Annotated in this window: 20 protein-coding genes and 2 pseudogenes; 13 read left to right on the forward strand and 9 right to left on the reverse strand. The window is 66.2% G+C overall.

Going from position 1 to position 20,856, the window contains the following annotated elements:
- A partial coding sequence (locus tag HMPREF3105_RS00005) for an Abi family protein (protein WP_246830285.1) occupies window positions 1-850 on the forward strand: 850 nt, incomplete at its 5' end.
- Window positions 851-1,259: 409 nt separating this feature from the next.
- Here HMPREF3105_RS00005 and HMPREF3105_RS00010 read toward each other — a convergent pair.
- A complete protein-coding gene (locus HMPREF3105_RS00010; protein WP_036317467.1) occupies window positions 1,260-1,856 on the reverse strand; it encodes a hypothetical protein in 597 nt (198 codons plus the stop codon).
- Window positions 1,857-2,046: 190 nt separating this feature from the next.
- On the opposite strand from HMPREF3105_RS00010, the gene HMPREF3105_RS00015 reads away from it, so the two are divergent.
- Window positions 2,047-3,321 carry an Nramp family divalent metal transporter gene (locus tag HMPREF3105_RS00015; protein WP_080694935.1) on the forward strand — a complete coding sequence of 425 codons (1,275 nt, stop codon included), beginning with the start codon at window positions 2,047-2,049 and terminating at the stop codon, window positions 3,319-3,321.
- Between the two features lie 25 nt (window positions 3,322-3,346).
- Window positions 3,347-4,018, forward strand: coding sequence for a metal-dependent transcriptional regulator (locus HMPREF3105_RS00020; protein ID WP_043282515.1), 672 nt, complete (start codon window positions 3,347-3,349; stop codon window positions 4,016-4,018).
- Window positions 4,019-4,223: 205 nt separating this feature from the next.
- Here HMPREF3105_RS00020 and HMPREF3105_RS00025 read toward each other — a convergent pair whose 3' ends face one another.
- The gene (locus HMPREF3105_RS00025) at window positions 4,224-4,793 is read right to left on the reverse strand and encodes a TetR/AcrR family transcriptional regulator (RefSeq protein WP_083325249.1); all 570 of its coding nucleotides are present in this window, start codon (window positions 4,791-4,793) and stop codon (window positions 4,224-4,226) included.
- A gap of 17 nt (window positions 4,794-4,810) precedes the next feature.
- Entirely contained in the window at window positions 4,811-6,277 is a 1,467-nt protein-coding gene (locus HMPREF3105_RS00030) for an MFS transporter (protein ID WP_070708476.1), read from the reverse strand.
- Window positions 6,278-6,556: 279 nt separating this feature from the next.
- On the opposite strand from HMPREF3105_RS00030, the gene HMPREF3105_RS00035 reads away from it, so the two are divergent.
- The 6 genes from HMPREF3105_RS00035 (at window position 6,557) to HMPREF3105_RS00055 (ending at window position 10,330) form a co-directional block, all read left to right on the forward strand.
- Complete coding sequence (locus HMPREF3105_RS00035) at window positions 6,557-7,135, forward strand: recombinase family protein (protein ID WP_070708477.1); 579 nt, start codon at window positions 6,557-6,559, stop codon at window positions 7,133-7,135.
- Window positions 7,136-7,187: 52 nt separating this feature from the next.
- The gene (locus HMPREF3105_RS00040; protein ID WP_036313340.1) at window positions 7,188-7,700 is read left to right on the forward strand and encodes a helix-turn-helix domain-containing protein; all 513 of its coding nucleotides are present in this window, start codon (window positions 7,188-7,190) and stop codon (window positions 7,698-7,700) included.
- A gap of 32 nt (window positions 7,701-7,732) precedes the next feature.
- Complete coding sequence (locus HMPREF3105_RS13385) at window positions 7,733-7,930, forward strand: hypothetical protein (protein ID WP_246830286.1); 198 nt, start codon at window positions 7,733-7,735, stop codon at window positions 7,928-7,930.
- 54 nt (window positions 7,931-7,984) lie between these two features.
- Window positions 7,985-8,272, forward strand: a complete 288-nt coding sequence (locus HMPREF3105_RS13390; RefSeq protein ID WP_020628419.1) for a VapC50 family PIN domain-containing toxin — start codon at window positions 7,985-7,987, stop codon at window positions 8,270-8,272.
- A gap of 214 nt (window positions 8,273-8,486) precedes the next feature.
- Entirely contained in the window at window positions 8,487-9,230 is a 744-nt protein-coding gene (locus HMPREF3105_RS00050) for a hypothetical protein (protein WP_129867028.1), read from the forward strand.
- Window positions 9,227-10,330 carry an XRE family transcriptional regulator gene (locus tag HMPREF3105_RS00055; RefSeq protein WP_051995340.1) on the forward strand — a complete coding sequence of 368 codons (1,104 nt, stop codon included), beginning with the start codon at window positions 9,227-9,229 and terminating at the stop codon, window positions 10,328-10,330. Before HMPREF3105_RS00050 ends, HMPREF3105_RS00055 begins: the two co-directional genes overlap by 4 nt.
- Before the next feature lie 60 nt (window positions 10,331-10,390).
- On the opposite strand, the gene HMPREF3105_RS00060 is transcribed toward HMPREF3105_RS00055, so the two are convergent.
- Complete coding sequence (locus tag HMPREF3105_RS00060; protein WP_246830287.1) at window positions 10,391-13,225, reverse strand: DNA methyltransferase; 2,835 nt, start codon at window positions 13,223-13,225, stop codon at window positions 10,391-10,393.
- A 42-nt stretch (window positions 13,226-13,267) separates the two neighbouring features.
- On the reverse strand, window positions 13,268-14,050 hold the full coding sequence (locus HMPREF3105_RS00065) for an abortive infection family protein (protein WP_036314019.1): 783 nt from the start codon (window positions 14,048-14,050) through the stop codon (window positions 13,268-13,270).
- A gap of 59 nt (window positions 14,051-14,109) precedes the next feature.
- Here HMPREF3105_RS00065 and HMPREF3105_RS13725 point away from each other — a divergent pair.
- A pseudogene (locus HMPREF3105_RS13725) lies at window positions 14,110-14,206 on the forward strand (IS5/IS1182 family transposase); the annotation flags it as partial.
- Window positions 14,207-14,705: 499 nt separating this feature from the next.
- On the opposite strand, the pseudogene HMPREF3105_RS00075 reads toward HMPREF3105_RS13725, so the two are convergent.
- Window positions 14,706-15,883, reverse strand: a pseudogene (locus tag HMPREF3105_RS00075) (IS3 family transposase).
- Between the two features lie 122 nt (window positions 15,884-16,005).
- Here HMPREF3105_RS00075 and HMPREF3105_RS00085 point away from each other — a divergent pair.
- Window positions 16,006-18,594 carry an excinuclease ABC subunit UvrA gene (locus HMPREF3105_RS00085; protein ID WP_036314023.1) on the forward strand — a complete coding sequence of 863 codons (2,589 nt, stop codon included), beginning with the start codon at window positions 16,006-16,008 and terminating at the stop codon, window positions 18,592-18,594.
- Window positions 18,595-18,654: 60 nt separating this feature from the next.
- On the opposite strand, the gene HMPREF3105_RS00090 is transcribed toward HMPREF3105_RS00085, so the two are convergent.
- Window positions 18,655-18,957, reverse strand: coding sequence for a putative quinol monooxygenase (locus HMPREF3105_RS00090; protein WP_036314025.1), 303 nt, complete (start codon window positions 18,955-18,957; stop codon window positions 18,655-18,657).
- A gap of 91 nt (window positions 18,958-19,048) precedes the next feature.
- Window positions 19,049-19,153, reverse strand: coding sequence for a hypothetical protein (locus tag HMPREF3105_RS13730; RefSeq protein WP_371441086.1), 105 nt, complete (start codon window positions 19,151-19,153; stop codon window positions 19,049-19,051).
- A 279-nt stretch (window positions 19,154-19,432) separates the two neighbouring features.
- Between HMPREF3105_RS13730 and HMPREF3105_RS00095 the strand changes: the two genes are divergently transcribed.
- Window positions 19,433-19,651 (forward strand): hypothetical protein, encoded by a 219-nt coding sequence (locus HMPREF3105_RS00095; protein ID WP_129867145.1) that lies wholly within the window; start codon window positions 19,433-19,435, stop codon window positions 19,649-19,651.
- Between the two features lie 149 nt (window positions 19,652-19,800).
- Window positions 19,801-19,965 (forward strand): hypothetical protein, encoded by a 165-nt coding sequence (locus HMPREF3105_RS13140; RefSeq protein ID WP_161664781.1) that lies wholly within the window; start codon window positions 19,801-19,803, stop codon window positions 19,963-19,965.
- A 17-nt stretch (window positions 19,966-19,982) separates the two neighbouring features.
- Here the strand turns inward: HMPREF3105_RS13140 and HMPREF3105_RS00100 are convergent, their stop codons facing one another.
- Window positions 19,983-20,828 (reverse strand): alpha/beta fold hydrolase, encoded by an 846-nt coding sequence (locus HMPREF3105_RS00100; RefSeq protein ID WP_010079170.1) that lies wholly within the window; start codon window positions 20,826-20,828, stop codon window positions 19,983-19,985.
- Window positions 20,829-20,856 lie beyond the last annotated feature (28 nt).

The following is a 20,856-nucleotide window of genomic DNA, read 5'->3' on the forward strand; positions in this document are numbered from 1 at the left end:
GCAAGAACCTCATGACCCACAACAGCTAGTCCAGCGCGGTCTGGAGGTCGATGACCTGACGCGGGCTCTCCGACTGCTCGAGTCCGTGGGCTACTACCGAGTAACCGGCTACCTGTACCCGTTCCTGGAGTCCGAGAAGCAGGTCGATGACCAAGGGCACACCAAGATCCGGGTGCTGAATAGGTACCAACCGGGCACAGCCCTGCATCATGCCGAGGAGATCATCGACTTCGATCGGCAACTGCGCATGCTGGTCATGGAGGGTGTGGAGCGCATCGAGGTAGCAGTGCGTATGCGCATCGGCTACGTGTTGGGGCGGACCTCACCGTTCGCGCACGAGAACCCCACCTGCTTCGACGACTCGTTCACGCGGGCGAACACTGACAGTCGTGACCCACGCCCCAGCAAGCAGGTGTTGTGGCTGGAGCGGGTCAAGCAACGCCGGGACGGCTCGGACGAACAGTTCGTCGCCCACTTCCGGCAGAAGTACGACGACCACATGCCGGTCTGGGCGTTGACCGAGCTGCTGGAGCTGGGACACCTGTCGAACCTCTACCAGGGCATGCTTCAGAAGGATGCCGAGGAAGTCGCCACGGCCTTTGGGATCCCCCAGAAGAAGATGATGGGCAGTTGGCTGGCCAGCTTGAACTACGTGCGCAACGTGGCCGCGCATCATGCTCGGCTCTTCAACCGCAAGCTCCAGAACGCCCCGTCCCGGCCGGCGGCAGGCATGGTGCCCCTCCTCGACCATCTGCGGGAACCCGCCGCCCCCAAAGGGGACTTCGGCACCTACAACGCCTTGGCGATCATCGCCTACATGCTGCGGCCCATCGAGGCGGAGCGGTCCTAGGCGCCGCGCCTGGCCGAGCTGTTCCGCACCTTCCCCACATCGCATGCCCTCTCAGTCCAATCGATGGGTGTTCCGGAAGACTGGCACACGCTTGACCTGTGGCGGGGGTGAACTTCGGACGCGAGCTGAGGCCTTGGTAGCGGGTCGCAGTCGGTGGCGTGCATCGCTTCCGAATCTCCTCCGGCGGCCCGGGAGCGGGCCCATCCGGTTACGGGACAGGCCGACCCGGCGCCCTGAGAGGCTGTCTCGGATTTCGTGAAGGATGAGGGCAGTGATGAACTGTTCGGCTGTCAAGCTGGGTATGCCAGAAGCGACCCCCTGTCCCTCAGGGGATGGTGGGGGCGTTGTCCTGGTGTGAGGGCGAGGTCCTGATCCTTCAGAGGCGGCATGGCGGTCCGTCGTGCGGGGGTCAGATCAGCGGTGCGGCGCTCACGGACAGGTTGGTGCCCACACCCGTGGCGTTGAGGTAGACGACGGTGGTGCCGTAGCCGGAGACCGTGATGGACCGGTAGAGGGAGATGGCCGTGACGGCGGTCGAGCTGGCGCCCGTGGACCCGGCGACGCTGTAGGGGGACTGCCCCGTGGTGCCGCAGGCCTCAGTGCGGTCCAGGCCGAGCCGGCAGGTACCGTCGGTGCGTCCTACGGATCCGTTGGCCGGGACGGCGAGGCCGTTGGTCGCGTTGTAGGTCTTCCCGTTGTTCAAGGCGATCCGGGAGGTGCCGCCGTTGCTGGTGGAGGAGACGGATCCGGTGCGCACCCCGCAGGCCGCGGCCTCGTCGCTGAGGCGGAAGTCGAAATCGAGGGCCACCTGCTTGTTGGACAGCCTGCCGAGCGTCTCGTTGGTGATGCGCAGGTAGGTCAGGGTGAACGCCGAGGCTGGGAGGGGCTTGCCTGCGGTGTACCCCGCGCAGGAGGAGGCGGCCATGGCGGGCGCGGCCGTCGATGCGGCCACGGCCGGCACGGCCCAGGCGAGGCCGGTGGCTACTGAACGGCGGGAGATTTCCATGAGGGGTACTCCAGTTAGGGCACACAAAAGAATTCAGGTGCACACGATTAGGTTCGTGAAAGCAGGAGTGTTCGGCTACGGCCGTCGGTGCATCTGAGACTGCCGGGGTGCCGGGGTGTGGTCAGACCACCTGTCTCCTCAGAGTTCAGGTATGTTAAATCTCATGCATGCATCGCCATTGGAGCCTCGGATGACCGCCGGTGTGGATCGGCCGGCGGATGGCAAGGTCGCCGTGGAGAGGGTGGATCGCCCCGGTCGTCGGGGAATGCGGCTGCTGGGGCCGGCCTTCGTGGCGGCGGTGGCCTATGTGGACCCCGGCAATGTGGCTGCGAACCTGACGGCGGGGGCCCAGTACGGGTACCTGCTGGTCTGGGTGCTGGTCGCAGCGAACCTGATGGCCATGCTCGTGCAGTACCTCTCGGCGAAGCTCGGGCTCGTCACCGGCCGCTCGCTTCCGGAGCTGCTGGGGCACCGGTTGCCGCGCGGGCGGCGTTTGGCGTACTGGGTGCAGGCGGAGATCGTGGCCGCCGCCACGGATCTGGCCGAGGTGATCGGAGGGGCCATTGCCCTGCACATCCTCTTCGGTATCCCCCTGCTGGCCGGCGGGGTGATCGTCGGGGTGGTCTCGATGATCCTGTTGGGTGTGCAGTCCCGGCGCGGGCAGCAGCCCTTCGAGTTCGTCGTCGTGGGCCTGCTGGCCGTGATCACCCTCGGGTTCGTCTCGGGACTGTTCTACGGGCCCATCTCCTGGGGTGAGGCCGTGGCGGGCATGGTCCCCCGGTTCGAGGGAACCCAGACGGTGCTCCTGGCGGCCGGCATGTTGGGGGCCACGGTGATGCCCCACGCGATCTATGTGCACTCAGCTCTGGCGCGTGACCGCCATCAGGGGGCCCACGCTCATCCGGGCACCCTTGGCAGGCTGCTGCGGGCCACCCGGTGGGATGTGGGGCTGTCGCTTCTGGTGGCAGGGTCGGTGAACATCGCGATGCTGCTGCTGGCGGCGGCCAATCTCTCCGGGGTCTCCGGGACGGACAGCATCGAAGGCGCCCACGCGGCGATCACGACCGCACTGGGGCCGGCGGTGGGCGTGCTCTTCGGCGTCGGCCTGTTGGCCTCCGGGCTGGCCTCCACCGCGGTGGGCTCCTATGCGGGGTCGGAGATCATGGGCGGGCTGCTGCGCTGGCGCATCCCTCAGATGCTGCGGCGGGTGCTCACGCTGATCCCCGCGCTGCTGGTCATCGCCTCCGGGGTGGACCCCACCTGGGCGCTCGTCCTCTCCCAGGTGCTGCTCAGTATCGGCATCCCCTTTGCCATGATCCCCCTGGTCCGACTGACCGGTGCCCGGGCCGTGATGGGCCGACACGCGAACTCCACGCCCCTGCAGACGGTGGCATGGGTGGTCGTGGCTCTGATCGTGGCCCTGAACGCCGTGCTGCTGTGGCTGACGTTGACCGGGCAGGGGTGAAGGAGGTCCCGCTATCGTGCAGGCCATGAGCCTCGACGAGATCACTCCGGTGGCCCAGGACTACCTCAAGGCGATCTGGTCCGCCACGGAGTGGGGAGACGCGCCGCTGAGCACGAAGAGCCTGGCCGCACGCATGGGCACCACCGCGCCCAACGTCACCGAGACGGTCAAGCGCCTGGCAGCCCAGGGCCTGGTCGAGTACCAGCCCTACAAGCCCGTGACCCTCACCGGGAAGGGATGCGAGCACGCGATCGCGATGGTCCGCCGGCACCGGCTGCTGGAAAGCTTCCTCGCCGCGAGCCTAGGCTACTCCTGGGACGAGGTCCACGCGGAAGCCGAACGACTCGAGCACGCCGCCTCCGACGAGCTGATCGAGCGGATCGATCAGATGCTGGGCCACCCCACGCACGATCCCCACGGCGACCCCATCCCCACTCCCGCAGGGCAGCGGGAGCGGCCGGCCCACGCGGTCCGCCTGGATGCAGCCGAGCCGGGGTTCTACCGGGTCCTACGCATCTCCGACGCCGACCCGCAGCGTCTGATCCGCTTCCAGCAGGCCGGAATCGTTCCCGACAGTGTCGTCGAGGTGGCCGAGGCCGGCCACTTCCGACTGCGCGTGGTCGCAGTCGGGCCCGTGGAACTCATCGAGACGGATGCGGCTGCCATCTGGCTGGTGCCGAGCTCGACTCGAGGATGAATCGTCCCCACCTTCATTGCGCAGCGGTGCCGCCCCGTCGAGAAGCAGGCTGTCCAAGGGGGTATACCCACTAGGCGCATGTGTCAGAGCCAGTTGGGTGCTGCTGGACAGAGGTGCCAGGGTGCGATCTTGCTTGACAGGGTTGCCCATCATCGCGCTCGACGGATTCGTCGATCCGGCCTTCTCCAACCGCGCGCTGGCTCGCTTACCCGTTGGGCTTGGCCTCGGATTCATGGACGTCATTCTGGAGTAGCGCGATGATCTGCTTTGCGGTTTCACTCCGGTGGTCCTGTGAGATGGGCCTGCTTCCGATCAGGTCGTTGACCCAGAGCCCGTCAGCAGCGAGCAGGGCGAGCGAGGTCATCTGGTCGCGCTCAGCTTCGTCTCGTTCGCTACGTCCGGTCCATCGGTCGATGAGGTCTTCCCAGATCGCCTTGTGCTGGGTGTGCTGGCTGTCGAGAATCATCTGGAACTCGGCGTGGGAGGCGGCTGTCGAACAAGTGAGTATGTAGGCGGTCAGGCGCTCCATCGGCGTTGCCTCAGCGGTCGGCTTTCCACAGGCGATCTCTAACTGCCGCTCCCAGCGATCAGCGAGTCTCTGGTGGATCGCAGCGATCAAGTCGTCTCGTGACGGGAAGTGGTAGATGATCCCGGCCCTGGTGATCCCTGCAGCGGCCGCGACAGAGTCAAACGTGACTGCTGTGATCCCGTCTTCCTCGATCACTTGGATCGCGGCGTCGAGGATCATGGTCTTCTTGCTCTCACGCACCATCATGCGCCCCTCCGATTGGTTCAGTGGTTTTCGGCGTACTCCATTGCCTCGCTGCCGCGCCCGTAAGCGCGGAGCAGCCGATTGGTCAGAGCGGCTCCACTAGCCAGCATGACAGCGAGGACGATCATCGTGACCAAATAGGCCGTGTCGTAGGCGGAGGTGGCGGCTGCGATCACGTCGAGATCTCCGTCGGCGATCCCGAGGGCATCGGCAATGCTCTCCCCCGCTGCGGCGGGAGTGCCATCCGGGAGTCGGACGACTGTGGCGTAGACGAAGGTCAGGAGGCTCCCGAGGAGTGCTACAGCCGAGAGGGAGCCCATCTCATAGGAGACTTCTTCGATCGAGGCCGCCATGCCGGCCTTTCGCGGAGGCGCGTTGCCCATAATGGCGGCGGAAGCGACGGCGAAGGTGCCGCCCAGGCCGAAGCCGGTCACGATGAAGCTGACGACCAGCAGGGGTAGTGATCCGTTCGCAGAGGCCAGCACGGCGAGAGCTAGTCCTAGGGCGGCGATGGCGAGGCTGCCGGAGATAATGATCCGCAGGCCCACGATGTGCAGGATCGCGGCCCCTAGGACACCTGAGGGCAGGGCGCCAAGCGCGATGGCTGCGACTAGCAGGCCTGCTTGCTGGGGGGTGAAGCCCTCGACGAGCTGGAAGCGCTGTGTGGTCGCGAGCTGGGCGCCAGCGATGGTGAACATCGCGAAGAAGGCTGCCAGAGAGCCGCCAGCGAAGGCGCGGTTGCGGAAGATGGAGAACTCGATGAGTGGTTCTTCCAATCGGCCCTGGCGTCGCACGAAGAGGACGAACCCGATGACTGCTGACGCCAGCGCCCCTGCGATCAGAACCCAGTTCTGTGGAATATGGGCCAGTTCCTTGATGACGAGCACGGTGCCCACCAGCCCGACCATCGCATAGAGGGATGAGACGAGATCCCACTTCTTCGACGGATCGGGATGGTTGTGCGGCGCGATGATTGCGGTCGCCACAAGTGCGATGGCAACAACGGGGACATTGATGAGGAAAACAGATCCCCACCAGAACCGTTCGAGAAGGGCGCCGCCGAGAATGGGTCCGAGCGCTGCCCCCGCGATCGACAGGCTCCCCCAGATGGCGATGGCGATGTTGCGCTCACGAGGATCGTCGAACGCGAGGCGGATCAGAGCAAGCGTGGCGGGCATCATCGCTGCGGCCCCCACAGCGAGGAGTGCCCTGGCGCCGATCAGGAAGGCAGGGTTGGGCGAGAATGCCGCTGCCAGTGATGCGGCACCGAAGATCCACAGGCCGACGACGAACATTCGGCGGTGGCCGATGCGATCGCCCAGTGTGCCTGCTCCCAAGAGGAGGCCAGCCATGACCAGGGGGTAGGCGTTGATGATCCACAGTGTCGAGGATCCGGACGCGCCGAGGTCTGCGGTCAACGTAGGCAAGGCGGTGTAGAGGATCGAATTGTCGAGGGTGATGAGTAGCAGGCCGGCCCCCACGGTCATGAGCAGCCACCACCGCCGCGGCGATGATCCAACGTCGTTCACTGTTGTACCCCTGTCCTCTGCCTGTAGTCGCATCAACGAAACTATACTAACAGGTTAGTAAAGTAAACGTCAACGCTCCGACAGAGGGATGCCTCACAATCCAGCTGGGTGTTCATTGCCCCATCCCGGCGTCAAGCCGGGTATACCCCTTTACACACCCCCCGGCCCTACGAGATCATCACGTCAGAGTGGGTTCAGTTCGGACCCGTTGGACACATCTGACGGAGGGTCTTAGACGTGGTTGGACAGACGGTGGCCTATGTGCGGGTGAGCTCGGCCGAGCAGAACCTGGATCGTCAGCTCGAGGCGGTGGGGGAGTGCGACCGGATCTTCGAAGACAAGATCTCCGGCAGCTCACGTGCGAAGCGCGCGGGCCTGGCCGAGCTGATCGGGTACGTGCGGGAGGGGGACCTGGTGAAGGTCGCCTCCATGGATCGCCTGGGCCGGGACACCCGGGACTTGTACGCGATCGTGGACGAGCTCACGGACAAGGGATGTGCGGTGCAATTCGTGTCCGAGCGGATCACCGTGGACAAGTCCGGCACCTCCCCGGTGGACGGGCTCATGCTGGGGATCCTGGCGGCGTTCGCTGAGTTCGAGCGCCGACGGATCAAGGAACGTCAGGCCGAGGGCATCGCCCTGGCCAAGGCCCGCGGCAAGTACGTGCAGGCCCCGAAGCTCTCGGGCGCGGACGTGGAGCAGGCACGCGTGATGATCGACATGGGCATCCCGAAGGCCGAGGGGGCGCGCACGTTCGGGGTCAGCCGGCAGACGCTCTACACGTCGTTGTCTCGTGGTGCTGGAGCTGAGGGGTGAGCCCGACCGCACGGGGTTGCGATTTTTTCGTTTGAAGTCTCATACTGCGTGCATGGAGACCAAGCCCAACGCCACGCGCACGGTGCTGCCGCCTGCAGACCTGGAGGAGATGCTCGATCTGAGCAGGTTCCTGGGGGCCCTGACGCAGCCGGCCGCGTTGCTCGGTCCGGACGGGCAGACTGTTCCCCTTCCCTTAGAGGCGTTCAACGTCCTGCGGGAGGTGGTCGAGGCCATGCAGGTGGGCAAGGCCATCACCGTGGCCCCGGTGGATCAGATGCTCACCACCCAGGAGGCGGCGAACTTCTTGGGCATCAGCCGCCCCACGCTCGTGAAGCTGCTCGAGGGCGGCGAGCTTGCCCATGAGCTGACCTCCGGTGGCCGCCACCGGCGGGTGCGCCTGCAGGATGTGGTGCAGTACCAAGAGGCCAAGCGTCGGGACCGCCGCGCCGCCCTGGAAGACCTGACCGGTTCGGCCTCCGAGGCGGGTCTCTACGACGAGGACGCGGATCGGTACCGGCAGGCTCTGCGTCAGGCCCGCCGCGACCTGGGGCGGCAGGCCCGGTAGTGGCCCGCTTCAGTGCCGTGCTCGATGCATGCGTGCTGGTGCCCATCGCGCAGGCGGACACCCTGCTCTACATGGCCGAGGCCGGCCTCTACCGGCCCTTGTGGAGTGAGCGGATCCTCGAGGAGACCATCCGTGCGTTGGAGACCATCCACCCGGACATGCGGGAGACCGGGGCGGCCCGACGCCGGGCCGCGGTGATGAACCAGGCCTTCGACGACGCGTGCGTGTAAGGGTGGGAGCAGCTCGTTGGGGCCATCGATCTTCCCGACCCGGATGATCGGCATGTGGTGGCCGCCGCGGTCCAGGGGCGGGCGGATCTGATCGTGACGGCCAACCTCAAGGACTTCCCTGCCGAGGTGCTCGGCCGGTTCAACCTGCAGGCCCAGGATCCGGACGAGTTCTTCATGAACCAGCTCGACCTGGACCCGGCCCAGGTGATGCGCTCTGTTCAGGTGCAGGCGGCGGCCACCCGTAATCCGCCTCTCACGGTGGCCGCCGTCCTGGCGAGCCTGGAGCGGTGCGGGGCGGGAATGTTCGCCGAGGCAGCCCGCGGCCAGACCTGGCGGCTGTAGAACGGGCGGGCGGAAGGAAGCTGCACGGGCATGTCGTCGCACGCGGACGCAGAAGGGGGCTATGTCATCCGACTGATGCCCCCGTTGGCTGGCCGGACGCCACCGTCCTAGCGTCGAGGTTTAGCTTGGACAGCGCTACTTCAGTCTTGGCAAGTTTTTATGCACCCCGACTTGAGTTGTAGCCGTGATCGAGCATCTGTGCTTTACTGTGTGAGTGGATCGAGCCGAAGAAGCAGCCCAGAGGGCGTTGCATACTGTCGTCAACGAGTGCGCCGAGAGCGGCCTGACCGATGCCTTGCGGGGGCTGGTGCAGGAGGTCTATACGACCAACCTTGACCGTTACGAGCCCGACGAGCTCGGTGACACCCCTAGGTCCTTCGGTTTTCAGTGCTACGAGAACCTGAAGGAGAGGGCGCCTCGTCGAGCTCACCATGATGTGCGCGAACATTCCGATGCGCATTGGCGTATCTCGGGGCTCCACGTGGCGACCCCAGGAGGCGTCCTCACCTTCGAGTTCGCGGGCGCACGCTTCGTAACGATGAAGGTTCCCTACGGGCAAGGGCGCAATCCGAACTGGGGTGGGGGCGTCGACTGGGCTCATCAAGATAGCCAGGTCAGGGCGGCAATCGCCGCAGAGAACTCCGAGGTTCTGCAGTATCGGACCCCTGCCGCCGGAGCTGCGTCGCTCTTCGCGCACCCAGGGTCGCCCGGAACTGTACAGAACTTCATGCTCCTGTGGGGCGGGGAAGCCAAGACTCCACTGACCGCGGGCTGGCTGGCCGTTCCCGTGCTCGGTGAGAGGCCCTTCATCGCCCACGAGAGGCTCTGGTGGGATGCCGACCGTGACGCGCAGGTCACGCAGACGCCCATGCCTGATCGTGGCCCGAACTTCGACGAGAGGCCCGCGGCAGCCCTCTCGATGGCTCTGAAGCAGCGGCCCCAGGAAGGTCAGGCGTGACCCGCATTTCACCTCTCTCGGCTGCGGGCACGGACTTCGATGGCACTCGGCTCACCGTGGCCAGGAGGCTGCGCCGAAAGACCAAGGCCACCCTCGCCCGAGAAGTAGGAGTCACCCCGACCGCCATCGCGCAGTTTGAGAAGAACCTCTCGAAGCCGACTCAAAGTGTCCTGGCCCGACTTTGCTTGCAGCTGGGCTTGCCTCGAGAATTCTTCGGCGCCGGACGACCTCTTGCGCTCTTGCCTGCGTCCGGGGCGCACTTCCGCTCGTTGCGCTCTACGTCCGCTACCTCCAGGGAGCAGGCGCTGGCCTACGGCGAGTTGTGCCTGGAGCTGGTTGATCTGATCGGTGCCTACGTCGATCTTCCCCCGGTGTCGCTGCCCGAGCTGGAGCTGCCCGAGGAGCTGACCGATGAGGCCATCGTTGAGGCGGCTCGGCTTACTCGTTCGACCTGGGGCATCGCGCCAGGTCCTCTGCCCTCAGTGGTCCAGACGCTGGAAGCCCACGGGATCATCGCGTTGCGCCTGCCGGTGGAGACGGACGCGGCTGTAGACGCGTTCTCGACGTACTCCGGAGCACGGCCACTGGTTTTTCTCTCCCCAACCAAGGATGACAAAGCGCGTAGCCGGTTCGACGCGGCCCATGAGTTGGGCCACCTGGTTCTGCACCCCGACACCGAACCGGGGTCGAAGCTAGTGGAGCAGCAGGCCCACCAGTTCGCCGCTGAGTTCCTCATGCCTCGAGACGAGATCATTGAAGACCTGCCCCGGCGCATTAACTGGCCGGCGTTCCATGAGCTCAAGCGCCACTGGGGGGTCAGTCTGCGTGCCCTGGTTTACCGTGCCCACTCACTGGGACGGCTCTCCGAGGCCTCGTACAGGCGCGCCAATCAGCAACTATCCGCCTGGGGGCATCCGGAGCCCGGGCCCCTTGGCCCGGCGGAATCGCCACAGGTGCTCGGGATTGCTCGTCAGTTGATCACCGATGGCGGATACGACTTCGAGGGCATCATGGCCGCTGGCCGTATCGCTCCCGAGGTGGCCGAAGCGGTCATGGATGCCGCCTCGACCGTCCGACCGAAGCTGCGGTTCGTCATCTGACACGGTCCGATCTCTGCCACCAGTGCCGGTGCTTCTACGCCTTCTCCATATGGCGCGCTGCTACGAAGTCAGCTGGGCATAACGGGCGAAGAGTAGCTCCTGACGCTCCAGCTCGGTGCGGCACCGGCGGGGTGCTCCCATGATCTTGTCCATCACCGCGTCCAGCCCGTCGTGGGCCTTGACCAGGGCCGGGTCCATGCCCAGCGGGGCGTAGTGCTGGGCAAGGGACCGCCTGGGATGTAGGGCTCGGGCTTCGAGGACCTTCTCGGCGGCGCGGGCCAGGGCGGCGCGGTCCTTGTCGGTCAGGGCGGGCAGGGGGAAGCCGTTCCAGGTGATTGTGCTGGAGAAGGACAGGTCGGACTTCATGCGTCCTCCGACGGTCTTCATCCAGGTGATGAACATCGAGGAGGAGGCCACAGCGAACACGATGCCATCGGGGTCCAGGGCGCCGTAGACCTTGTTGGAGATGATGACGTCGGGTTCGAAGTGAGCCACGGGCAGGTAGGCGCGTGCTTCGCTGCTGACCTCGGGGATACCGACGAACGGCACGTCGGAGACGAGGCCCCGCTGACGGAACAGGTGGGGGAAACGTGCCCAGTCCCGGGTGGAGGCGGCCTTGGACTTGGCCCGTTCGGCGGCGACACCCTCGAGGCGGCGCTTGAGCTCGGGGGAGTGGGAGGGCGCATCCGGGTCCATGTCGGCCAGCCAGAGGCACCAGCGCTGCTGGCCGCGGATCAACTCGACCGCGCCGACGTAAGGGCGCACGTAGGGGGCCATGACCGGATCGGCCATCACGGCCTGGTACTGCTCTGCGGTGACCACGAGGTTGCCGGCATCGGCAGGCTTGGATCCGTAGGTGACCTCCGGAAGGTCGGGGGCGAGGGGGGTGCTTCGCTTGTCCACGAGGACGTTGGGTCCGTCCACGAGGTAGGCGTTGATGGTCTTCACCCCGGGCACCTCGCGGGCCTCGCCTCGTGCATGCTCGTACTTGAACAGGCGCGCCTTGGTGCCGGGGTCGCGGGTGAAGCCGATGATCACGCAGTGCACCGCGGCCTTGCCGGGGGCCTGGGAGTCCCACGCGAAGGTGCGGTGGGCGAACTTGATGCGCCAGCCGGCGGCGAAGATCGGGGCGAACAGGCGGGCGGGCTGGTCGCCCTGGACGATGGAGTTCGTGGTCACGAACGCCCACTCCCCATCCCGCTCGGCCAGGAGACGCAGGGTAAGCGCGTGCCAGGAGGTCACGAAGTCCAAGCGCGAGAGCTGCTTGCCTTCACCCCAGGCCGCCTGCATCAGCGCCAGCTGGGCAGCCGTGCGGGTGTGGTCACCCAGGAACGGGGGGTTGCCGAACACGAACGTGCGCCCGGCCGGTTTCGGCAGTGCCTGAGACCAGTCGAGGGTCAGCGCGTCGTGCTGGTAGATCGTTGCGGTGATCTTGATCGGCAGACGCACCGGGGCCTGGCCGAGCGCGGCGGCCAGCTGCCGGTTGGCCTGGTGGTCCACGAGGAACATGGCGGTCTCGGCGATCTTGGCCGGCCACCAGTTGATCTCGATTCCGTAGAACCGGTCGATGTGGATCCGCTGATCCAAGCTCACGTCTAGGGAGAGGTCCTGAGATCCGGTGCGGCGGCGCTGGTCGGCCAGCAGGTCCGTCTCGATCTCGCGCAGCTTGGCGTAGGCCAGGTTCAAGAAGTTGCCGGCCCCGCAGGCCGGGTCGACGTAGATGTTGGCGGCCATCTCCTCGATCAGGCCGATCACCTCACGCCGGGTGGTGGTCTTGTTCTGGATGAGTCGGTCCGCTCGGGCGCGGTACTCGTCCAGGAAGAGCGGGCCGATGGTCTTGAGGATGTTCTCCTCGGAGGTGTAGTGCTCCCCATCCCCGCGGCGGGCCTGCTTGGACTTGACCAGTTGGAACATGGAGCCGAACACGGCCGGGGAGATCTGGGTCCACCGGAACCGGCAGGCGGCCACGAGCGCGTCCCGGAAGTTGTTGGTGAGGAACCCGGCGGTGGAGGTGCCGTCGAAGATGCCGCCGTTGACGTAGGGGAAGCGGGCCAGGGAGTCCGGCACGCCGCGGCGCCGGTTCTCGGGGGTGTTGAGCACCCGGAAGAGGGCGTCGAGCTGGGGGCCGAGGTTGTCGGCGGTGGTGTCCCACTCCACCCAACGCTGGAACAGGTCGGCCTCCCACAGGCCGGCGTCGTCTCCGTAGAGCAGGAACAGCAGCCGGGTGAGCAGGATCGAGGCCTGCTGGGTGGCGAACTCCTCCTCCTCGGCGTCCTCGGGGGCCTCCTCGCCGACAGGCACATCCACCTCGTCCCCGACGAGGGCGGTGAACATGGAGGCCATCAGCTGCGCGGCCGCGATGGAGGCCTCTTGCTCCTCGGCCTTGGTCACGGTGTCCCGGCCAGCCAGGAACATCAGCTCGTCCACGTGATCGGCGGCGTCCTGCACCGCGAACTCGGACACCCAGCCGGCCTCGCCCAGACGTTCGACACGGATGCGGGCGAAGTCGGTGACGAGCACGTACTTGGGCCACTCGTGCTGACCGATGGACCCGCCGGCCAGGTAGTCCAACGCCTGGGCGTGGGCGACATCGAGGTCAGAGCCCAGGGACTTGGCCTCGCCCAGGGCGACACCGGACCAGAAGAAGTCGATGTAGCCGGCCCCACCGGTGGAGGCGCGCGCGGCCCCGCGCTCGAACAGGTCGATGCGCTCGGGGATCACCCCGAAAGCGCGCAGCAGGTCGGACCAGAACTGCTGGGCGAAGGACTTCTCCGTGTGGGTCTGTCCATCGGCGCGCCAGCGGTCGATGCGCTGACCCCAGGCATGTCCGAAGTCGTCCAGGGCTGCGCGGATGACGCCGCGATCTGCAAGTTGCTCCACAGGCACAACGTACACGGGGCCCTGCCGTTCTAAACCTAAGAATCGGGGCCGAGAGGGTCAGCTGGAAACGGGCGGTTTCTCTACGTGGGTGTCGATGAGGAAGCCGGCGATGGCGAACCCCGCGTTGACCGCGAGCTTGGCATGGCGAGGTGCCGGCCCCACAGAGCGCTTGCCTCGACCGTGGGCGTCGCTGAGGGCATTCCTCATCGCGGCCAGTCCTCCAACAAGCGTTGCCGCCCCACTGAGGATCTGCTTGATGATCTGTTCGCTGTGCTGATCCGGTGCCACCTGCATCGCACTTGAGGTGGCCTTGTAGAGCCGAGCGAGATCCCACCCGTCTTCGTACTTCACTCCGCGTTCATCGCAGATGTGCTTGCACACGCTCTCGATGGTGGTGCGGGTCGCGGTGATAGCTCCGTCGGGGTCGTCCTGGACTTTGGTCAGCGCGGCCTGCCAGGACCTGTTGACGGCCTCCCAGTCCTCGAGCTTCTGCAGGGACTCCTGTGCTGCGTGCGCGCCGGGGGTGCCGGCGGAGAGGAGCATGCCCCGTAGCCGGGTGAGCTCCCCTTCAGGGGGGCGGCCGTTTTTGAACTCGCCGTCGTAGGAACACAACTCCAGTAGCACGGCGCGTTGTTGAGGCAGCGGAAGAGAATGCAACCCGGTCTGGAAGATCTGCCATCGGGAGGGGCTCCCGTTCCACCGATAGGGGCCCAGCATGTCGGTGTAACGAGCGAAGAAGTCATGGAGATGGGGGCCGCTGAAGCCTGTCTCCTTGGCGAAGAGCGAGGTGGCTAGAGAATCGATCCGGAACGGCAAAAGCGTTGGAGAGGTAGAGGCCATATACGCTCCTAGGGCGTGTCTGACAAACAGTCTAGGGGCCCACTGGCACCTTGGAAGGCATGTCCCGTTTCCAGATGCTCTCCGATGCCCAGTGGGAGCTGATCGCCCCGATGCTGCCTACTCACACGGGCCGGCCCGGCAGGCCCTTCTCGGATGCGCGGATGATGATCGAGGCCATCATCTACCGGTACCGGTGCGGGATCGCCTAGCGCGATCTGCCCAAGGTCTTCTGGCCGCGGCAGAGAAGTGTGGACCTGGTATCGACGCATGGCCGAAGAAGGCACCTGGGATCGGGTGCTTCAGATGCTGATCGCCGCAGCGGACGCGGGCGGTGCTCGCGTAATCCAAACGATTGTCAGACACGCCCTAGTGGCTGTGCTCACCCTCCTGGCCACCATCGTGCTCAGCTGGGTCGGTCTGGGAAGTTAGGCAGCCGCCGACGCCTGAAACGCCGGTAGCGTCGGCCGCGCGGGACACGAGGTACCCCTAACGACCAGCAACTGGGCTCATGTTGGGGACCTTGGCGGCATCCTAAGGCGCCCCCCCTGAAGAGGGTCGCCTTGTGCACCACCACAACGCTGACCGTGACGCGGTACTGACCTGACAGGTCCCATCGGTGCCCGGGGTCTGCCATGAGTTTGCTTGACACGAGTTATCAGGCGGCGGCAGCCGCCTGGACTGATTGAACCATCTCGAACTCGACAGGGGTGAGCTTCCTGAGACGGGCCTGCCTACGACGGCGGTGATAGGTCCGCTCGATCCAGCTCACGATCGCGAGCCGGAGCTGGTCGAAGGACTGCCAGCGACGCCGGTTCAGCACGTTCTTCTGCAACAGCGCGAAGAAGGATTCCATTGCCGCGTTGTCCCCAGCAGCACCGACCCTGCCCATCGACCCGACCAGGCCGTTGACCCGGAGCGTCTCCACGAACCGCCTGGCTCGAAATTGCGATCCTCGGTCCGAATGCACCCGGCAACCCTGCACCTCGGCCTTGCCTCCACGCCGGGCCAGAGCCATCTGCAGGGCGTCCACGGCCAGCTGCGAGCTCATCCGCCGATTGATCGAGTAGCCCACGATCCGGTTCGAGAACACGTCCTTGACCGCGCAGAGATAGAGCTTGGAATCCCCGGCCCAATGCTCTGAGATGTCCGTGAGCCACAGCTGGTTCGGCTTCTCAGCGCGGAACTCACGACGAACCAGATCATCATGAACGGCAGGGCCAGGACGCTTGCCCGAGCCGCGACGGATCGAGTGGCAGCAGCGGACCTTCACGAGCCGACAGGCCTTCAACACCTGATGGTCCGACACGGCCAGGCCACGGCCGCGGAGCTCATCAGCCAGGAACCGGTATCCGAACTCCGGGTCATCGGCATGGGCATCGAGGACGGCGTTGGCGGCATGCGCGTCGGACCATTCCCGCTCGCTGACAGGTTCGGCCAGCCACTGGTAGTAGGCCTGACGGGAGAACCCGAGGACCCGGCAGGAGAGTTTCACGGGAATCCCGTCGCGGGCCAGGTCCTTCACGACGGGATAGGTCATTTTGGGGACTGACCCAATTTCAGGTTCGCCTGGGACAGATACGCGGCCGCACGCCGTAGGACCTCGTTCTCCATCTCCAACTCGCGGTTGCGGCGCTTGAGAGCCTTCAGCTCCTCGTTCTCAGCCTTGGTGATGCCGGGCCGGATCCCGGCCTCGACATCATCCTGGGCCAGCCAGCGCCGTAGGCAGGACTCGGCGATGCCGAAGTCCTTCGCGACCTGCGCGATCGGCATCTGACCCTTACGGGCGATCGCGACCACGTCCTGGCGGAACTCTCGGGGGTATGCAGCGGGCATGGGGTCATCCTTCCAGCAGTCCCTCCCGGGACCACAGATCAGATGTCAACCAAACTCACGGCAGACCCCTCTCCTCCGGACGCAGATCGTCCGACTGTTCCGTGCGTGGCTAACATGCGACCATGGTTGAATCCTCTTCGTTCGTGCCGCCGAAGCTCTCCGTGCAGCCTGACGTTCGCGTTCTCGGCGCCCGCGAAAACAATCTGCAGGATGTCGACCTCACGGTGCCGCGCGATGCAACGGTCGTCTTCACCGGTGTGTCCGGCTCGGGAAAGTCCTCGCTGGCGTTCGGGACGCTGTACGCCGAGTCTCAGCGACGCTATCTGGAATCGGTCGCACCGTACGCCCGCCGCCTGATCGATCAGGCGGGAGTGCCCGATGTCGACTCGATCACGGGGATGCCGCCGGCGGTCGCCCTGCAGCAGCAGCGGGGTTCCGGGAACGCCCGATCGACCGTGGGCAGCATCACCACATTGTCGAGCTTGGTACGAATGCTGTACTCCAGGGCCGGGGACTACCCGGAGGGACAGCCGATGCTGTATGCGGAGGACTTCTCCGCGAACACGGTCCAAGGGGCCTGCTCGGAATGCCACGGCATCGGCCGCGTGTATGAGGTGAACGAGCAGCAGATGGTCCCTGACCCCTCGCTCACCATCCGCGAACGCGCCATCGCTTCCTGGCCGACCGCGTGGCACGGCCATCAGCTGCGCGACGTGCTGGTCGCTCTCGGTTACGACGTCGATGTGCCGTGGCGGGACCTTCCGAAGAAGGACCGGGACTGGATCCTGTATACCGATGAGACCCCCTTCGTACCGGTCCACTCCCGGCTCACGCTCTCCGAGTCCAAAGCTGCGATCGAAGCAGGCGTGGAGCCGAGCTACTCGGGCACATTCGTCGGGGCTCGCCGGTACATCCTGGACACGTTCGCGAACACGAAGAGCGCCTCGATGAAACGGCGCGTCGCGCAGTTCCTCACCGCTGCGATCTGCCCGACCTGCAATGGCAAACGGCTGAAGCCCGAGGCGCTGTCTGTCACGTTCGAAGGATTCGACATCGCCGAATTCTCCCAACTGCCGCTCCGGGAACTTGCCACGATCCTCTCGGGAGTCGTCGCACGCGAGGAGGACCACGAGGCCGCCTCTTCCGATGTGCGACCCACCGCAAGCCGAACACCAGAGAAGCGTGCTGCCGCGGTCCAGCTCGCGTCAGGGGTGCTGCAACGGCTTCGTCCACTGGTCGATCTGGGACTGGGCTACTTGTCATTGAGTCGGACGACGCCAACGCTGTCGGGCGGCGAGCTGCAGCGACTCCGGCTCGCGACGCAGCTCAGCTCTGATCTCTTCGGGGTCGTCTACGTCCTCGACGAACCATCGGCGGGGCTGCATCCGCAGGACGTGGCGGCGCTCCTCGAGATTTTGGATGGACTTAAGGGGCGAGGGAACAGCCTGTTCATCGTCGAACACTCCGTGGCTGTGATGCGGCACGCGGACTGGCTGGTCGACATTGGCCCCGGTGCCGGTGAACACGGCGGCCGCGTGCTCTACAGCGGCCCGCCCGACGGTCTCGCCGGTGTCACGGAGTCCGTGACACGCGGATACCTCTTCGGCGGCCGCGGTCTCCCTCTTCGCACACCCCGTGAGGCACGCAGTTGGCTGCGCCTGGAGAACGTGACGCGGAACAACCTGCACGACCTCACCGTCGATATCCCTCTGGGTGTCTTCACCGCGGTGACGGGCGTGTCCGGGTCCGGCAAGTCGAGTCTGGTCAGCCAGGCCCTTCCGTCGCTGCTCGGCGATCGCCTTGGCCTGGCTGCCCGGGCCGATGACGAGCCGGTCAGCGACGAGTCACTCCTCGCGGATGCGCCGGAACATCTCGAGGGGCGCGTCGCCGGGCCCGTCACCGGTGTACAGCGGCTGGTCGTCATCGACCAGCGGCCCATCGGCCGGACCCCGCGGTCGAACGTCGCCACCTATACCGGGCTGTTCGATCACGTGCGTCGTCGATTCGCAGACACCCCGGAAGCTCGTTCCCGTGGGTACAAGCCTGGCCGATTCTCCTTCAATGTCGCCGGCGGGCGCTGCCCGACCTGCGAGGGCGAGGGATCGGTGATGGTCGAGCTCCTCTTCCTGCCTTCCGTGTACACCGAATGCCCCGACTGCCACGGCACGCGATACAAGGCATCAACGCTCGAGGTCACGTGGCGGGGGCGCACGATCGCCGACGTGTTGTCGATGAGCGTCGAGGAGGCGAACCTGTTCTTCGTGGGGGATGAGGAGATCACTCGATCGCTGGCAGCCTTGTCGGACGTGGGACTCGAGTACCTCCGGCTGGGTCAACCGGCAACCGAGCTCTCCGGGGGTGAGGCGCAGCGTGTCAAGCTCGCAACCGAGTTGCAGCGCGCGCAGCGCGGAGACACGCTGTACGTCTTGGACGAGCCGACGTCCGGGCTCCACTGCGCCGACACGGATCGTCTCGTCGCGCACCTGCAGACGCTGGTCGATGCGGGCAACACGGTCGTCGCGGCGGAGCTGGACATGCGCGTTGTCGCGGTGGCCGATCACGTGATCGATCTTGGACCCGGCGCGGGCGACGCCGGTGGGACCGTGGTTGCAGCTGGTACGCCCGCCCACGTTGCGGATCAGGGCGTCGGTGCTTCCGCGGGCTACCTCGCCGCCGCACTGCAGGCAGCCACCAACGTGACCCCGTCGTGACGAGCGTGCCGCTGTGCGATATGAGAATCGCACAGCGGCACGCTCGACGGGGTCGTGGTCTCAGGCGGGGAGCTTAGAGGCCAGGACGTCCAACTTCTCGATCGTCGGCTCGCTGAACAGCTTGCCGGTCTGCTCGCCGAGAGCCTTCGCAACTGCGCCGGACAGGTGCGCGTCGCGGCCGGCGTCATCGGGGAACACGTCGAAGATCCCGAAGGACGACGGGCCGAGGCGGATCGCGAACCACGCGACGGTGGCCGGCTCCTCCTCCACGAGCCCTCGCCCGATGCCGAGGAATTCCTGGACCTCGTCCTCCTTGCCGGGCAGGGCCTCCAGCCTGACAAGCAGTCCCTTCGTCACGCTCATGCCATCACCTCTTCCTGGGTCGAATTGCTCGCAGATTACGCCACGATCGTATCGCAGAACACAGTCAGGTCATCGGGTGAGCGGCTGGTGATCAGGTTCCGTCCACCACGACGTCCTGGCCGACGACGTCCGCACCGGCGTCACGCAGGTCCGTGCGGATGCTCGGGAAGGACGTCAAGGTGCGACCTTCGACCACACCGGCCTCGATCAGCGTCCACGGCCCGCGACAGAGGCGTCCGCGACCAACCCGTCACCGGGGAACGTGCCTGCTGCATCCAGATCGTTCTCACGCGCCTGGATCTCACCGTCAGGGATCGACAGCACATCGGTCTGTGCGCCAGCCCACTCCAGAAGCGCCGAACAGGCCCTGGCTGACCGACATCAGGGAGCACTTCACGGGTGAGGAGGAGCTCTACCCCTGCGCGGACAAGGCCGTCACACGCGCGGCGGTGCAGCCGTGGTGGCCAGGTGCTTGGTGGACGCGGACCAGGGCTCGCAGTTCCGATCTGGCCTTCTTCAGGACGCGCTCACCCGTCATGGGCTGATCGGCACGATGGGCCAGGTCGGCCCAGCCGGGGACAACGCGGCCATGGAGTCCTTCTTCGCCCTCCTCCAGAAGAGCGTGATCGACCGAGGGCGATGGGCCACCCGGGACGAGTCGATCATGGACCCCACGCCCGCTCACGCGGCGTGACGACGGCTGTCACCGACACGTGCATCAGTCCCTTCCGTAGCATGGCCGTTCGTGGCGGGGCAGGCCTGGGATCTGCCCGGCTTCGGTAGGTGCGCGTCGCTGTGGAGGGAGCTGCGTCGATGACGGTCTTCGGGATCATCTGACTCAGTGTGCTCACCCACCTGCCGTCCGGAATCGACCCGTTCCGGGCCGTGGGCCTGCATCTGGGGGCAGCCGCGCTCAGCGGCTTCATCCTCCACGTGCTGACGGGCGGTTCTGCCGACCGGGCGGCATGCACCACCCCCGCGAGCGCCGTCTCGCGTCCCGCACTCTGATGCGCCCGCCCGCGCCCTCACTCCGCCAGGAATTCCAGCAGGATCCGGTTGAACTCCTCGGAGTGGCTGATGCTGAAGCCGTGCGGGGCATCCTTGACGAGTTCGACGCGGCTGCCGTCGATCGCCTTGTGCGTCCGCTTGCCGGAGCCCTTGAACGGCACGATCTGGTCGGCGTCGCCGTGCAGGACCAGGGCCGGCACGGTCACTGCCGGCAGGTCGCGGCGGAAGTCGGTGGCCCCGAACGCGTCCATGCAGGCCAGCGCCGCCGTCTGGTCGGACTGCAGCGCCATCCGGATGGCCTCCTGGCGCTGCTCCTCGGTGACCTTGAGGCTGCTGGTCAGGCCGGCCAGCTTGGGGGTGGAGAAGAACGTCGTCGTGAAGTCGTCGAAGAACGACTCGCGGTCCTTCTCGAGACCCGCGCGCATCTCGGCGGCCTGCTTCTCGGTCAGCGGGCCGTCGGGGTTGTCGTCGGTCTTCAGCAGGTACGGGGGCACCGCGCCGGCGAACACCACCGAGTGGATCCGGTCCGCGCCGAACCGGGACATGTAGCGCGCCACCTCGCCACCGCCCATCGAGAAGCCCACGAGCGTCACGTCACGCAGGTCGAGCTCGGTGAGCAGACCGTGCAGGTCGGCGGTCATCGTGTCGTAGTCGTACCCGCCGGCGGGCTTCTCCGAGGCACCGAAGCCCCGCCGGTCATAGGTGATCACGCGGTAGTGCGGGGACAGGGCTGCGACCTGGTCCTTCCACGAGTCGAGGGTCAGCGGCCAGCCGTGGATGAGGACCACGGGACGCCCGTGGCCGGCCTCCTCCACGTTCAGTCCGATCGTGCCGTGGTCCGTGGGGATCTGCATGAGGGTCATGTGCGTCTGCCTTCCTGTGCTCTCGGGG

The organism is Micrococcus sp. HMSC31B01, from assembly GCF_001816085.1.
GTDB classification, from domain to species: Bacteria; Actinomycetota; Actinomycetes; order Actinomycetales; family Micrococcaceae; genus Micrococcus; species Micrococcus luteus.